Here is a 14,985-nt window from a genome sequence, read left to right as displayed (position 1 = left end):
GTGGCACCTCGGCCGAGCCTGGGGCTGCGTGCCCGGCTGCTGTTCGCGTTCGCACTGCTGTCTGTGGTCACCGCGGCGGCGGTGGCCGGCGGGATCTATGTCCAGGCCCGCAACGACATCCTGCAGAGGACGCAGGATGCCGCGGTCCAGGCGGTGACGAGCCGCCTGAAGGCGTACTATCCGTTGCCGAGCGCGACGCCGGGTGTGTCTGAGCTCGACGAGATCGCCGCCGCCGCGACCGACGGGGACAGCTTCGCGGTCGCTGTCTACGGCGAGACGCACTCGACGCTCGCCCAGCCGCCCGCCTCGCCGCCCGGCCCGCCGCTGCGGGAACGCTGGAAGCCGGGTGGGAGGGCGCCGGTCTCTGATCTCTCGATCATTTCACCGGAATTGCGGCAGGTGGTTGCCGGCGGCCGTACCGCTTGGCAACGCGTGGTCTGGCACGGCGGGCCCATCCTGATCATCGGCACGCCGTTGCTGATCATCGAGCCGGACCGGACGACGCGACTATCCGGCATCGAGGTCTACACCGCGCGCAGCCTGCATCCCGAACAGCGCAGCATCGACGAGCTCGCCGCCTACGCCTGGCTCACCGGCGGGGCGGCCCTGGTGTTCGCGGTCGTCCTGGCGTTGCTGGCCACCCGTGGCGTGCTGCGCCCGGTGCGCGAGCTCGGTCGGGCGGCACGCCTGCTGGGCGAGGGCGAGTTGCGGACCAGGATCGCGGTCGTCGGCTCCGACGAGCTGGCCGACGTGGCCCGCACATTCAACAACACCGCCGCGGAGCTGGAACGGCACGTCGAACAGCTCCGCGAGATGGAGGCCGACGCCCGCCGGTTCGTGGCCGACGTGTCCCACGAGCTGCGCACCCCGCTGGCCGCGCTCGCCGCGGTCGCCGACGTCCTCGATGAGGAGGCGGCCCGGCTGCCGGAGCCCGCCGGCAGGGCCGCCAAGCTGGTCAGCCAGGAGACGCTCAACCTCACCGGGCTGGTGAACGACCTCATCGAGATCAGCAGGTTCGACTCCGGCGTCGCGGCCCTCGCGCTGAACGAGGTCGACGTGGCCGAGCTCGTGCGCGCGTCCCTGCGTACCCGGGGCTGGTCGGAGGCGGTGCACACCGAGCTTCCACCCGCGGTGACGGCCCGGCTGGACCCGCGCCGAGTGGATGTCATCCTCGCGAACCTGGTCGGCAACGCCCTGCGGCACGGCGAGCCACCGGTGTCGGTACGGCTTTCCGCCGACCCGCACTGGATCGCGCTCGAGGTCCGCGACCACGGACCGGGGCTGGACGAAGCGGTGCTGCCGCACGTGTTCGACCGGTTCTACAAGGCCAACGCGGCCAGGGCCAGGTCCGAGGGCAGCGGCCTCGGCCTCGCCATCGCGCTGGAGAACGCGCGCCTGCACCGAGGCGACCTCACGGTCACCAACGCCCCGGACGGCGGCGCCATCTTCACGCTGCGCCTGCCACCCCGGGCGGACGATCCGGACGGGCAGATCGACAGGGGAGGCCCCGAGTGAGGACCGGGCTCGCCCGCCGCGTGCTCGCCGCGGGTCTCGTATCGCTCGTCACCGTGGCCGGCTGCGGCGTGCGGCCCAGCGACGTCATCCCCGCCGGCGACCCGCCGAGCGGGGCCGTCGCACCGGCCACGACGATCACCCTCTACCTGGTGAAGAACGGCCGGCTCAGGGCGGTGACGCGGCCCAGGCCCCTGGGTCGTCCACGGTTCGAAGCGGACACGCTGGCGCTGCTGGCGGCCGGACCCACCCCTAGTGAGGAGGCGGACGGACTCACCACCGACGTCCCGCCCGAAGCCGGACCGTTCTCGATGACCGCCGAGTCGGCCGGCCACCTGGTGGTGACCGTGTCCACTCCGGCCGGCGAACTGTCCCCGCTGGCCGTCCAGCAGATCGTGTGCACGGCCGCCGCCACGGCGCCGGGCCGCCAGGCCCAGGTCACCGTCGTCGGTGCTGGGCAGGACGTCGGCCCCCGAAACTGCCCGCCCACCCCTCACGCGACCACCACCAAGATCCACACCCTGCTGCACGACCCGCAGTACCGCGTGGCCCTCGCCTGGCAGAACACCGCCTACAACCAGCTGCCGCACCCGGGCTTCTTCATCGGCAACGGCATGAGCACACCACCCCAGCCCAACGTCCACCTGCGCTGACGCGCGCACCGAGCCGTCCGCGTCGCACCGGCCAGGCATCGTGGCCTGAACTCACTTGTCCCTTACGAGCAGAACATCACGATGCGGAAGGCCGGGAAAGCTCGGCGGCCACGGGATGTTCCCGCGCCTCCGGGCGGCGACGGGCGGGCCTGTATGATCGCCGCTGTGGCCGTCCCTGATTCTCCGGACGCGCGGTCCGGTCGCACAGCCCCTGTCGGTGACGGCCCTGCGACGGCTGTCGACGGTGACGAGGTGGTACTCCTCGCCCAGCGGCTTGTCCGGGTCGAGTCGTGCAATCCGCCCGGGAACGAGGCGCAGGTCGCGCGGGTGCTGGCGGAGGCGGCCGGCGGCGCGGGCCTGCGGGTGACGACGGATGAGATCGCGGCCGGGCGGACCAACGTCACCGTCCGCCTGCCGGGATCCGGGGCCGACCCACGCACCTTCCTGTACTGCGGACATCTGGACACGGTCGCGGTCGGGTCGGCGCCCTGGACGCGGGACCCGTTCGGCGCGGAGGTGGCCGACGGGCTGCTGTGGGGGCGCGGCTCGGTGGACATGAAGGGCGGCCTCGCGGCGATGCTGTCCGGATTGATCGCGATACACCGGTCCGGCGTTCGGCCGCCCGGCGATGTCGTGCTGTGCGCGCTGGTCGGTGAGGAGGTCGACTGCGCGGGGGCGCGGCACCTGCTGGCCGCCGGTGGCATGGCTGAGGCCACCTGGATGGTCGTGGGGGAGCCAACCGGGCTGCGGGTCGTCGTCGCGCACAAGGGCTGTGCCCGGCTGCGGGTGGTCGTCCACGGCGCCGGCGCCCACGCCTCGCGTCCGGACCTGGGCGTCAACGCGATCATGAACATGGCGCGGGTGCTGCCCGAACTGGCCGCGGTCGACGTCTCCGGGCCGCCGCATCCGCTGCTCACCGGCTCCACGTCCGCGGCCACCGTGATCAGCGGGGGCAGCGCGGTGAACGTGGTGCCCGACGCCTGCACCGTGGACTTCGACATCAGAACGGTTCCCGGGCAGGATCATCGGGAGATAGCCGCGCGCTTCGAGGCCGTACTGGCGGACGCTGCCCACCGCGACCCCGCCTTCGAGGCCACGGTCGAGCTGACCTACGACCGGGCGCCCGTCGCCACGTCACCCGATGACGCGCTGGTCACCGCGGTTCAGGGCGCGGCGGAGGCGGTGCTGGGACACCGCCCGGAGATCGGCGGCGTCAGCTTCTTCACCGACGCCTCGGTGCTGCAGCCGCCGACCGGCGTCCCGACGGTCATATTCGGGCCGGGTGACGTCGGCCTGATGCATCAGACCGACGAACGGATCAGCGTCAGCGAGCTCGTCGACGCCGCACGCGTGTTCGCCGCACTACCCTTCATGCTCTGGTGACAACGCTCCGCCGTGCGGGCACCGGGCGGGCCGATCACGGTGGCTCGGGTTCAGGACGGCCGAGCCGCCGACAAAGATCGTCGAGCCGTGTAAGGCGAGTAGACTGCCCGCGATCGCCTGCGACGGTGGAGGAGCCGCTGATGACCGCCGACCCGACGATGGCCCGGATCGGCCAGGGGGTGGAGTTACATCACCACCAAGGTCAGCGTGAAGCCGCACGCGAGTTGTTCGCGCAGATCTGGGACGACATCGGCGGCGAGCAAGGCGACCCGCTGCATGTGTGTGTCCTTGCCCACTCGATGGCCGATGTGCAGGACGACGTGCACCAGGAGCTGATGTGGGATCTGCGAGCGCTTGCCGCCGTCGAACTGATCACTGATGAACGGGTCGCCCAAGCCGGTGTGCCGCTTTCGGTGGCCGGCCTGTATCCGTCGCTGCACCTGAACGTGAGTGAGTGCTATCGCAAGCTGGACGATCTCGGCCGCGCCCGCGAACACTTCCAGCAGGCGCGGGCCGGGATCGGCGTACTTGGCGACGACGAGTACGGGCGGCTCATCAAGGGTGGCCTGGAGCGGCTGGCCGAACAGCTCGGTGAGACCGTCTGACCGCGGGCCCGGGCAAGGAGGCCGTGTCTTCTAGCGGGTGGCGACCCGGTGGTCGTCCTTGATGCGGGTGAGGAAGAAGTCCCGGACATCCTCGGCGAGCAGTTCCGGCACTTCCATCGCGGCGAAGTGGCCGCCGCGCTCGAACTCCGACCAGTGTTTGATGTCGTAGAGCCGCTCGGCCAGCGGTCGCACCGACTGCGTGATGTCGTGCGCGAACACCGCCACGCCCACCGGTACCGGGCACGGGTCATTCCGCCGCGAAGCGTCGCGGTGCAGCCGCGCCGAGGAAGCCGCGGTGGCGGTCAGCCAGTACAGCGAGATGTCGGTGAGCATCCGCTCGTCACTGATCTGCGAGCGTGGGTCCGTCCAGTGTGCGAAGCGCTCGGCGATCCAGGCCAGCTGGCCGACCGGTGAGTCGGTCAGCGCGTAGCCGATGGTCTGTGGGGTGGTGGCCTGCAGAGCCTGGTACGGCGGACGATTGGCCATCAGCTGCCGCACCTTGTCCAGCCGAGCTTCATCCGTTTCGGACAGCTCGATGTCGGCGTCCGGGACCGGCCGGGTCGGCAGGTAGTTGACGTGCACTCCGACGACCTGCTCGGGTGCCACCGCGCCGAGTGTCGTGGAGATGCCCGAGCCGAAGTCGCCACCCTGCGCGCCATAGCGCTCGTACCCGAGACGGCGCATCAGCTCGGCCCAGGCCCGCGCGATCCGGACGATGTCCCAGCCGCGCTCGTGGGTCGGCCCGGAGAAGCCGAAACCCGGGATGGACGGAATCACCAGATGGAAGTCGCGCGACAGCGGCTCGATCACGTCGAGGAACTCCAGGAACGAACCGGGCCAGCCGTGGGTGAGGATCAGCGCGAGCGCGTCCGGTTTCGACGACCGGACATGAACGAAGTGGATGTTCTGGCCGTCGATCTCGGTGGTGAAGTGCGGAAGCTCGTTGAGTTCGGCTTCATGCTCGCGCCAGTCGTAGCCGGTGCGCCAGTGTTCGGCCAGTTCCTTGAGCCGCGCCAGCGGGAAGCCGTAGTCCCACCCGGCGTCGGCGACCTCGTTGGGCCAGCGGGTGCGGGCGAGCCGGTCGGCCAGGTCGTCGAGGTCGGCTTGGGGGATGTCGATGCGGAACGGCTTGATCATGGTCTCACTCCAGGCAGAATTCATTGATCTTGCAAACGTTTGGATACCAAACGTTTATGGCACTAACGATACATCATTAGTGCGCCAAACGACTCGTTAGACTTGTCGTATGGAGACCGAGGAGACGCCCGCCCGGTGGGAGGGGCTGCCGAGCTGGCTGCTCGGCCAGGCCGCCGGCCATGCGCACCGCCTGCTGGGGGACGGGTTCGCGGCCGTCGGTGCCCGCGGCTACCACTACCGCCTGCTGGCGACGCTCGAGGATTCCGGCCCGGCCAGCCAGGCCGCGCTGGGCCGCCGTAGTGGCATCCACCTCAGCGACATGGTCGCCACGATCAACGAACTCGCCGATCGGGGATTGGTCGAGCGCGCCCCGGACCCCTCCGACCGGCGACGCAACATCGTCTCGCTGACCTCAGCGGGCAAGCGGCAACTGCGGCGGCTGGAGAAGCGGCTGGCCGAGTGCCAGGACGAACTGCTGGCTCCGCTGTCACCCGAGGAACGGCAGGTGCTGACCGAGATGCTGTCCAGGCTGCTGGATCACCACAACCGGCGAACCGGCACCTCCGAAGAGCCCTGGCGCTGACCGGATCGCGGAGGCCGTCAGGAGTTGAGGTCCGCCCGCCACGCGAGAACAGCCGCGATGCCTTCTCCATCCGAGGCCGCGTGGACTGGCGCTGCTTGCCGGCGGACCGCTTCGGGGTGCTGATCAGCGTCGTGACCATCAGGACCTCGACCATGTCCAGGAAGCTTCGGCGATCGCCTCGCAGGGACGGCTCGACCGTGCGCATCGGGAGGGCGAGCCGGACCCGGCTGCGGTCACCGCGCCGCTTCGCCGGCGGCCTGCATACGCTACCGATCACGTCCCGGAAGCTGATCGCCACCGGCCTGTGGCTGTGGTGGGCTGCTCACGCGGGTGCGCGGTGCCGCCCGTCGTGTGAAGGCGGCCCGGTAGGCGCTGGGCGTGAGGCCGGTCCGGCGTGACATGTGCTGGCGCAGGGAGTCGGTGGTCACCAGGCCGCTGCGCTGCGCCACCCGCTCCATGGGCAGGTCCGTGCTCTCCAGCAATTCCTTGGCCAGCTCGATCCGCTGGTGGAGCAGCCATTGCAGCGGGCTCAGGCCGGTCTCGGCGTGAAAACGGCGGGTCAGGGTGCGGACGCTGGTGCGGGCATGGGCCGCCAGTTCGGCCCGGGTGAGTGGCTCGGGGAGTCTCTCCAGCGCCCATGCCCGGGTGGCGGCGAGCGAGGTGCCGTTCTCGGGCGGCAGCGGGGAGGCGATGAACTGGGCCTGCCCGCCGGGACGTACCGGCGCGGCCACGACGAGGCGGGCCACGGCGTTGGCCGTGGCCGCGCCGTAGTCGCTACGTACCAGGTGTAGGCACAGGTCGATGCCGGCGGACAGGCCGGCGGAGGTCAGCACGTTGCCGTCTTCGACGTAGAGCGCGTCCGGGCGCAGATCGACCGACGGGAAGCGGCTGCGGAACTCCTCCGACTTGGCCCAGTAGGTGGTGGCGCTGCGGCCCTCAAGCAGGTCGGCCTGGGCGAGGACGAAGGCTCCGGTGCAGATCGAGGCGATGCGTCTGCCGGCGGCCGCGGTGCGGCGCAGGGCCTGCAGGACGCGTGGGTCGATGTCGTCGCGGGCGCCGGTTCCGGTGACGATGACGGTGTCGCTGTCCTCGACGATCTCCAGTCCGTTCGGGACCGTGATGCCGAGGCCGCCGTTGCCGGCGACGACGCCGGGCTCGGCGGTGCAGAAGCGCACGACGTAGCCGGGGCAGCCGTTCACGGTCGTCTCACCGAGCACCAGTTCCGGGATGGACAGGTCGAACGTCGTGGCCGGCGGAACGGCGATGACGGCGACGCGATGCATGGCCCGAACCTCCTGATGTCTGGCACTCGGGCCACTACCTTACCGATCAGCCGCGGTGCAGGGTGGTGGCGCACGCCTGAAAGAGGAGAAGATCATGTCCTTGTACGTCATCGTGGGCGCTGGAGCCACCGGATCCGCCCTTGCCCGCCTGCTGGCCGATCAGGGCGAGCGGGTGCGCCTGGTCACCCGGCGCGGGAGCGGCCCGGTTCATCCGCTGATCGAACGATTGCCGGCCGATGCGAGCGACGCCGCCCGCCTGACCGAACTGGCCGCCGGGGCGACGGTGGTGTTCAACTGCGCGATGCCGCCCTATGACCGTTGGCCTGCCGAATGGCCACCGCTGGCCGCCGCGTTGCTGTCGGCCGTCGAACGCAGCGGCGCCGACTACGTCATGCTCGGCAACACCTACGGGTACGGGCCCGTCGACGGACCCGTCGTCGAAGGGCTGCCGATGGCGCCGACCAGCCGCAAGGGTCAGGTCCGGGCCGAGATGTGGCACGACGCCCGCGCCGCTCACGAGGCGGGCCGTGTGCGGGTCACGGAAGTCCGGGCCGGTGACTTCCTCGGGGCCGGCGCCTACTCGCCGTTCACCTTGATGATCGGGCCGCAGGTGCTGGCCGGCGCGCCTGCCGCGTATCCCGGAGATCTGGACGCGCCGCACAGCTGGACCTACACCGGAGACGCGGCGCGCACGCTCATCGCCGCCGCCCGACACGAGGAGTCGTGGGGACGGGACTGGCACGTGCCGTCCACGTCCGACATCTCGGTGCGCCAACTCGCCGGCCGCCTCGCCTCGACCGCCGGCACACCCGCTCCCCGGCTGCGCCACATGCCGTCGCACGAGCTGGCAGAGATCGGACGCACCGACTCGATCATGGCCGAGTTCCCCGAGATGCTGTACCTGTACGACCGGCCGAACATCCTCGACGCGTCCGCGGCCCGCAAGACCCTCGGCGTCACGCCCACCCCCATCGACGACGTACTGCGCGAAATGGCGGCCCAGACGTCTGGGGCGAGCAACTGACAGGGTGTCATGCGGTCGGCCTCGGGCGGTAGCTCGGCGTACGTGCGATGCTGAGGCCGCCTCGGCCGGCCCGGGCGCTGACTTCTGTCATACGGGATCTGTGACACTGCGCACTGACCTCCGCCGAGCGGAACGCTCATGCTGGGCGGCATGACCATTCGTCGATTCAGCACGTTCGCCTCGCGGCTGGGAGCCGCGACCCTGACCGCCGCGCTGCTCGCGGCGGGACCCGTGGCCGCCGCCGAGGACGGCGGCCTCGACCGGCAGCGGCTGCGCCAGACGCTGGACGCCGTGCACGAGGCAGGCATGTACGGCATCTATGCGAACGTCGTGGACGGCCGGCGGAGCTGGAAGGGCGCCGCAGGCGTCGCCGACGTCGAGACCCGCCGCCCGATGCGTCCCGAGATGGTGCACCGGGCCGGGAGCATCACCAAGTCGTTCGTCGCCGTGGCCGTGTTACAGCAGGTCGGCAAGGGCACGATCGAGCTCGACGCCCCCATCGGCCGCTACCTGCCTGATCTGATCCCGGGTGAGCGCGGGCAGCAGATCACCGTACGCATGCTGCTCGACCACACCAGCCACATCGCCAACCACACCGAGGCGATCTTCCCGACGATCGAGAGCCTGGACGCCAACCGCTTCCGCGCCTTCCCGCCGGAGGAACTGGCGCGGGCGGGGATCGGCGCCCCCGCGACCGGGCAGCCGGGGGTGACACCCGGGGCGTACTCGAACACGAACTTCGTCATCGCCGGCCTGCTGCTGGAGAAGGTGACGGGCACGAGTGCCGAGCGATACATCACCGACCACGTCTTCCGGAAGGCCGGGCTGCGGCACACGTCGTTCCCGCGTACGCCGTACCTCCCTGGGCCGAACTCCAAGGCGTACGAGGCGTTGTTCGGGCTCTTCGACCCGCCCAAGGACTACAGCGTCTACAACATGTCCTGGGCCTGGACGTCGGGTGCGGTCGCCTCGACGATGGAGGACCTCAACCGTTTCTTCCGGCTGCTGCTGCGCGGCGAACTGCTCGACGCGACTCTGCTCGCCGAGATGCAGAAGACCGTGCCCATCCGGTCGTTCTCGGGCGTCGTGCTCGACTACGGTCTGGGGATCTACCCCCTCGACCTGCCGTGCGGCAGGTTCTGGGGGCACGACGGGAGCATCCCCGGCATGCAGACCTTCGCGTTCTCCAGCGCCGACGGCGACCACCAGTTCGCCTTCGGCACCAACCTGAGGAACTACCAGGAGCTCGACGAGAACGGCAGTCCCGTCACGCACGCCATCGACTTCGCGATCGGGAACCACCTGCTGGAGGCGGCGTGCGGGCCTGACGCGGGAGCGGCGACCAAGGCGGCGCGGCCGCTCCCGGCGATCGGCGTGGACGGGGGCACGGCCACGCCGTGACCGGCGACGCGCAGCGGGCAGCGGTGAGACCGGGCATCTCCTGCGCGCTTGTACGGTTCCGCTTCCGGCCGGGGGAGGCCGGACTCATGCAGGGCGCGGCCTCGCTCGGGCACATCACGCGTCCTGGGCGGGGCCGGTCTACCCCCGTGCCGCGCTGACCGGCCGTCGAGCGCCGGGCAGGACCACTCCGCGCGGGCTCGCGAGCTACATCTGAGTCCGCGCGTACGTGTGCAGCGCGTCGCGGACGAACGTCGCCCCCGCGGCGTCGTCGTACATGCCGGTGAAGCGGGGATCGTCGACGTACATGTCCCCGAGGCCCTGCACCATCGCGATCGACAGTTCCCGATCGCCGTCCGCCGTGGGCGTGCCGGGGATCTGGGTCAGCCACCGGATGTGCCGGGCTGCCAGCGCCTGGGCACGCGCCGAGGCCGGAGAGATCCCGGCCCTCGCCGCGGCGACCCAAGCGGCGACGAGGTCCTCGGTGTCCTGCTTCCAGGCCAACTGCTGGTCAAGGGTCTTGCCGTGCCACCAGTCGTTGCTCACCTGGAACGCGCGCTCGCCCCAGCGTGAGATCACCTCGTCCTTGTAATGGTCGTTGAACCCCGCCAGCATGACGTCCATCCGCGGTTCCGCCCCCGCCTGCAGGGCCTCGAGCGTGTGCCGCACCGAGCGGATCTGCCGGTCGATGCGGTCCCGTTCCTCCTCCAGCGCGGCGATGTGGACGCGCAGCCCGTCGTACGCGTCCACATCGTCCGCCAGGACCTTGGCGATGGCAGGCAAGCCCATGCCGAGCCGGCGCATGAGCAGGATCCGCTGGAGCCGGGCGACCGCGGTGGCGTCGTAGTAGCGGTAGCCGTTCGCGCCGACCCGGGACGGGGCCAGGAGCCCGACGCGGTCGTAGTGCCGCAGGGTGCGGCTGGTGATGCCGGCCCTCGTCGCGAGCTCTTGGATCGTCCACTCCATCGTTCCAGTGTTACCCGCGGCGAAGCGTGGTCGCGATGATCTCCGAGCTTTCGGCGTGCAGGGCCTGCGCCGCCGTCTGCCCGGTCGCCGCCAGGTAGGTGTCGACCAGCCGGTTGCCGGCGGCGTATCCGGCGCCCATCGGCAGGCCCACCGGGGTGAGGCCGAAGCGCTCGGCGCTGGGGTCGCCGTGCACCCAGGCGGTGAAGTTCTGCATGCCTGTCACGTCGAGACCGGTGAGCACCTTGCTGAAGACCTCGTCGTCGTGCCGGTGCGGCACGCCGATGCGGGCGGGGCCGAGCTCGTCGCCGTAGAGCTGCCGGGCGAAGGCGTCGGCCAAGCCCTCGCCGACGATGTGCTCGCCGACCGTGACGGTCATCGGGTCCCACACAACCCCGCCCGGGCCCCACCGCAGGTTGTGGTGCAGTTCGTGCGCGGCGGTGGCCTCCAGCCGCTCCACGTTCTCGGGGAAGGGCCAGAACGTGATGGCGATGTGGCCCGAGATGCCACCGAACCCGGTCAATCCTTTGCAAGGACCCATGAAGTGCTCGTCACCCGGATCGCCGAGGACGAACAGCACGGTGATGTCCGGGGCCTCCAGCCCCGGTGTCGCCTCCAGCAGTACGGCGAGAGCGTCGTCGAGCGCGCGTTGCATCCGCTTCCACGCCCCGGCCGCCGCCAGGGTTTCGAGCGCGTCGAGGCAACGCTCCTCGTCGCGGTCGATGGGGAACCCGGACGTTTCGAGGTGTACGGCCACCAGGTCGACCTCGCCGGGCTGGTAGCGGTACATGCCCCTGTTGGCCTCCAGCATCGAACGCAGCAGGTCAACGCGGTCCGCGACCGGGGCCAGCAGGATCCGCCGCATGGCGGAGTAGGTGTCAAGAACAGTGATCGACATGGCCCCGATGCTAGAAGTTGACGCAGCGTCAAGGTCAAACCAGCGGCGCTCTGCTTGAGTCGGCGCCGCAGGTGAGCGGCGCCGGCTGGCGGGGGGATCAGCGGTGTGCGTGCAGTGCGGCCAGCAGCCAGGCGAAGGCCGGGACCGCCGGTGGGGATGGTTTCTGGCCCTTGAGGAGGCTCAGGAGCTGCCAGTACCGCTCCACTCGGGGCTCGGCGACCATGCCCAGCCAGGTGATCAGGGCGGCGGTCTCCTCACCGGACAGGTCGTAGGGGATGATCCGCTTGAGGATCAGGCTCGCCCCGGCCGACTCCGGCGCGATCCCACGCGACAGAGCGGCGCCTGCGTGCTCCAGGACCAGGGGCCGGAGATCGAGGCCGTACTCCAAGCGGTTGTTCTCCTCGCCACTGAGGACCATCCGCCGGACCGTCTGCTGGAAGCTCTCGTCACCCGCCAACTCGGCCAGCTCCACCCACGCGTTGATCTGTTCGGAGGTCGGGTCTTCCGGGAGATCGGACGGGAGGTCACGCATCCATTCCGCGACGAGCGCGGCGTCCTCATCGACGACGTCGGCGAACGCGCGGTCGACGAAGTCGTCGATGATCTGCTGGCGTTCCCGAGCCGAGAGTCGGGCTAGCGCGTTGATCAATGCGATCTCCTTGGTCGAGCTGTCACGGTTGGCGAGAATGCGCAAGACGGACCGGCGTAGCTGCAGGGTGCGGATTTCGGCGTCGAGCGCTTTGACGTGGAGGTCCGCCACTTCGCTCAGCGTGGCGTGCTCCTCCAGCACATGCTGGATGGCGTCAAGACCGAGCCCGAGATCGCGAAGTGTCCGGACCAGGTCCAGTCGCGCGACCGCCTCCGCGTCATAGAGCCGGTACTCGCCCTCCGACCTCTGGACCGGCGGGACAACGCCGCTGTCGGACCAGAAGCGGATCGTGCGCGCCTGTAGACCCGTACGCTGCGCCGGCTGCCCGATCGTGTAAAGACCCGTCACGTCGTTCATGGCTTGAATCTGCACCTTCCACCTGGTGGAACGTCAAGCGATTGGTCGGAGATCTCAGCTGAATCAGCCTCTGCCTGTTCACACGGCGGCGAGGGCCTGATCGAAGCCGGCGCAGTTGTGGCGGGTGGTGCCGGAGAAGCCGCGCGGTCGATATGGATCTCGACGGGTGCCACCGTCGGTCGCGGGCGTGACACGACCATGACACGGCGCGGACGAGGCGAGGATACGGCTGGCCGACAGTGGACGGGGTCGGCGGGCGGAGCTGCGGCGACCGTCCGCCGGACAGGAAGTCACGGCGAAGGTGATCATGAAAAGGAGACGGACATGGCTGATGACGGAGACTGGGATCGGCGTTCGCTGCTGCGGGGCGCCGCCGTACTGGCCGGTGCGGCCGCGACCGCGCCGCTGTCAGGCGGGGCGGCCACGGCGCGAGCCGGCGGCGGTGACGCGGACGCGCTGTTCAAGGCCGGGAAGTTCGAGCAGGCCGGTCGCGCCTATGAGGAGATCCTGAAGAAGAACCCCACGAACCTGCACGCGGCCCGTCAGCGAGGCCATGTCGGGCTGCTGGCCAACCAGTTCCCCGACGCCGAGAAATACCTCAAGATGGCCATTCAGCTGGCGCCCGACGACAAGGACACCAACCAGTTCCTGGGCGACTGCTACATCCGGCAGGACAAACTCTCCCTCTCCGTACCACACTGGCAAGCAGCCGGCGAGGAAACCTACGCCCAATGGTTCGCGGCAGTCCGCGGCGAGCCGTATCAGATCCACGGCGACACCGCGCGGCTGCCATGGCAGCAGATGGACCCGATGCCGCTGGTGGAGGCCTCGGTCAACGGCGGACCGCCGAAGCGCTTCACGTTCTACACCGGTGCCCCGTGGCTGAGCCTGTCCGCGACGGTGGCCAAGGAGGCCGGGCTGAGCCCCGTGACCAAGCAGAAGATCGAGTTCCTGGACGGCACCATTTGGCAGTACTTCGGGGTGTTGGAGTCCTTCAACCTGGGTGGCATCGAGCTGCGCAACATCCCCGTGGGCTGGTCGGAGTGGGAGTCGGGCGGAGATGTCGACACCGACCACGACGGCATGATCGGCATGTGGGTCTTCTACCACTTGCTGACCACCTTCGACTACGCGGGCCGGCAGCTGATCCTGCGGCGCAGCACCCCCGAAGCGGCTGACAAGGCACGCGCCGCCGCGAAACGGGCTGGTGGCGAGCGCCTGCCGATGTGGCTGGCCCGTGAGCACGCGCTCCACAGCAGGGGCAGCATCGCCGGCGTCGCCGACTCCGGCGCACGGGTGGTGGGCGTGCTCTTCGGCGGACACAGCGAGGTCGCCGCGGTCGTGAACGGGGAAGCGGCCAATCAGTTGCGGATCCGCATCGACCACGACCGCCCGGTCGAGACTTTCGCCCACAGCCACCCAGCCGTCACCTACCCCTGCTACCCGAAGGAGATCCGCCTGGGCGACGCCGTCGCCAAGGAGGTCTACTGCTACACGAACCCGAGCTCACCGCTGGCCCCCAACGGGTTCGACGTGCCGGCCGCCTTCTTCCACAGCTTCCACAAGCCCAACAACATCACCCTCGACTTCACCGGAATGAACCTCTACGTCGCCCGCGGCAAGGCCACCTGATCGCCGCGACCGCACGGGCGGCACGGGAGCTGCCGGCTCGTACGGTCGCGTGGTAAGGGCGAGCCGGACGCCCCCATATCCCTCGCGACATCGAAGAGATCGTTCTGACCTGCGGGGATACTTCGCGGGGTTCGGGCGGAAGTGGAGGAAGCGTGATCAACGGGTGGCACGGCTGGGTCGGTACGTTCACCGGCGTGGCAGTCATCACGGTGGCCGTACTGCCGTTGGCCGCACTGGCGGTGTGGGTTCGGGCACGCCGTCGGAGTGTCACCGGCGCCACGCCGGCGTGGCGCACGTCGCTGGCCGAGGTCGGCATCGTCTACGGGACGGTGCCGTGGGTATGGGTGATCATGTTGCCGGGCGGCCAGGCCGGCGAAGTCCCCGGTCGGGTGAGTCTGGTGCCGCTGCGGGACCTGCACGCGATCCTGGCCGACGGGGCGACGGGCCAGATCGTCGGCAACCTGCTGGTGTTCGCGGCACTGGGGTTCCTCGCCCCGCTGCGGTTCGTGGCCTTGACGTCGGTCCTGCGGATCCTGGCGCTCGCGGCGGGCTGCTCGGTCCTGCTCGAGTCCGCACAGTACGTTCTGCGGCTGGACCGGGTGTCCTCCGTGGACGACGTACTGCTCAACACCGCCGGCGCCGGGCTGGCCGCGCTGGCGTCGCGCCGCTGGTGGCGCACTACGGCCGGAGCGTCGTCAGATCGTCCTCGATCGACCCCGGCACCCGGCTCCGCCACCTCCCTCACGGAACCGGAGCCGTGTGACGAATCTCTGGGCGGCGAGGGCGACGGCGTAGGGGCCGTTCACGTCGTCGGGAGGCCGGTGCGGCCCAAGCGGCCCTCACCAGGAGCACTCCGCCACGACGGAAATCACCGGCAGGGGTGAGGTGCGTGACCGCGAGGCTCACCC

General features: G+C 70.1%; 14 protein-coding genes. 9 read left to right on the top strand and 5 right to left on the bottom strand.

Translation table 11 applies throughout. The features are described from left to right. From ACTMTF_RS42710 to ACTMTF_RS42695, 4 genes are all read left to right on the top strand, one after another. A complete protein-coding gene (locus ACTMTF_RS42710) occupies positions 1–1,515 on the top strand; it encodes an ATP-binding protein (RefSeq protein WP_441115807.1) in 1,515 nt (504 codons plus the stop codon). Beyond that, positions 1,512–2,165 carry a hypothetical protein gene (locus ACTMTF_RS42705; RefSeq protein ID WP_441115806.1) on the top strand — a complete coding sequence of 218 codons (654 nt, stop codon included), beginning with the start codon at positions 1,512–1,514 and terminating at the stop codon, positions 2,163–2,165. Before ACTMTF_RS42710 ends, ACTMTF_RS42705 begins: the two co-directional genes overlap by 4 nt. 252 nt (positions 2,166–2,417) lie before the next feature. Beyond that, entirely contained in the window at positions 2,418–3,548 is a 1,131-nt protein-coding gene (locus ACTMTF_RS42700) for a M20 family metallopeptidase (protein WP_441115805.1), read from the top strand. A gap of 140 nt (positions 3,549–3,688) precedes the next feature. Beyond that, complete coding sequence (locus tag ACTMTF_RS42695) at positions 3,689–4,153, top strand: hypothetical protein (RefSeq protein ID WP_441115804.1); 465 nt, start codon at positions 3,689–3,691, stop codon at positions 4,151–4,153. 30 nt (positions 4,154–4,183) lie between these two features. Here ACTMTF_RS42695 and ACTMTF_RS42690 read toward each other — a convergent pair whose 3' ends face one another. After that, positions 4,184–5,290 carry an epoxide hydrolase family protein gene (locus ACTMTF_RS42690; RefSeq protein ID WP_441115803.1) on the bottom strand — a complete coding sequence of 369 codons (1,107 nt, stop codon included), beginning with the start codon at positions 5,288–5,290 and terminating at the stop codon, positions 4,184–4,186. Between the two features lie 109 nt (positions 5,291–5,399). On the opposite strand from ACTMTF_RS42690, the gene ACTMTF_RS42685 reads away from it, so the two are divergent. Further along, positions 5,400–5,873, top strand: a complete 474-nt coding sequence (locus tag ACTMTF_RS42685; protein WP_441115802.1) for a MarR family winged helix-turn-helix transcriptional regulator — start codon at positions 5,400–5,402, stop codon at positions 5,871–5,873. A gap of 266 nt (positions 5,874–6,139) precedes the next feature. Here ACTMTF_RS42685 and ACTMTF_RS42680 read toward each other — a convergent pair whose 3' ends face one another. After that, a complete protein-coding gene (locus ACTMTF_RS42680; RefSeq protein WP_441115801.1) occupies positions 6,140–7,156 on the bottom strand; it encodes a GlxA family transcriptional regulator in 1,017 nt (338 codons plus the stop codon). A 94-nt stretch (positions 7,157–7,250) separates the two neighbouring features. Between ACTMTF_RS42680 and ACTMTF_RS42675 the strand changes: the two genes are divergently transcribed. After that, complete coding sequence (locus tag ACTMTF_RS42675) at positions 7,251–8,180, top strand: NAD-dependent epimerase/dehydratase family protein (RefSeq protein WP_441115800.1); 930 nt, start codon at positions 7,251–7,253, stop codon at positions 8,178–8,180. A 150-nt stretch (positions 8,181–8,330) separates the two neighbouring features. Further along, on the top strand, positions 8,331–9,581 hold the full coding sequence (locus ACTMTF_RS42670; protein ID WP_441115799.1) for a serine hydrolase domain-containing protein: 1,251 nt from the start codon (positions 8,331–8,333) through the stop codon (positions 9,579–9,581). Between the two features lie 204 nt (positions 9,582–9,785). Here the strand turns inward: ACTMTF_RS42670 and ACTMTF_RS42665 are convergent, their stop codons facing one another. From ACTMTF_RS42665 to ACTMTF_RS42655, 3 genes are all read right to left on the bottom strand, one after another. Then, the gene (locus tag ACTMTF_RS42665) at positions 9,786–10,544 is read right to left on the bottom strand and encodes a MerR family transcriptional regulator (protein WP_441115798.1); all 759 of its coding nucleotides are present in this window, start codon (positions 10,542–10,544) and stop codon (positions 9,786–9,788) included. A gap of 10 nt (positions 10,545–10,554) precedes the next feature. Further along, positions 10,555–11,439 carry a DUF2268 domain-containing protein gene (locus ACTMTF_RS42660; RefSeq protein ID WP_441115797.1) on the bottom strand — a complete coding sequence of 295 codons (885 nt, stop codon included), beginning with the start codon at positions 11,437–11,439 and terminating at the stop codon, positions 10,555–10,557. A 97-nt stretch (positions 11,440–11,536) separates the two neighbouring features. Next, the gene (locus tag ACTMTF_RS42655) at positions 11,537–12,445 is read right to left on the bottom strand and encodes a helix-turn-helix domain-containing protein (protein WP_441115796.1); all 909 of its coding nucleotides are present in this window, start codon (positions 12,443–12,445) and stop codon (positions 11,537–11,539) included. 324 nt (positions 12,446–12,769) lie between these two features. Here ACTMTF_RS42655 and ACTMTF_RS42650 point away from each other — a divergent pair, with 324 nt between their 5' ends. Together ACTMTF_RS42650 and ACTMTF_RS42645 are read left to right on the top strand one after the other, a co-directional pair. Next, a complete protein-coding gene (locus tag ACTMTF_RS42650) occupies positions 12,770–14,077 on the top strand; it encodes an aspartyl protease family protein (RefSeq protein WP_441115795.1) in 1,308 nt (435 codons plus the stop codon). A gap of 152 nt (positions 14,078–14,229) precedes the next feature. Beyond that, positions 14,230–14,961 carry a VanZ family protein gene (locus ACTMTF_RS42645; RefSeq protein ID WP_441115794.1) on the top strand — a complete coding sequence of 244 codons (732 nt, stop codon included), beginning with the start codon at positions 14,230–14,232 and terminating at the stop codon, positions 14,959–14,961. Positions 14,962–14,985 lie beyond the last annotated feature (24 nt).

Source organism: Nonomuraea sp. ZG12, assembly GCF_052068115.1.
Classification (GTDB): Bacteria; Actinomycetota; Actinomycetes; order Streptosporangiales; family Streptosporangiaceae; genus Nonomuraea.
Note: the sequence above shows the minus strand (reverse complement) of the source record. Positions and strands in the feature narration are given on the sequence as shown.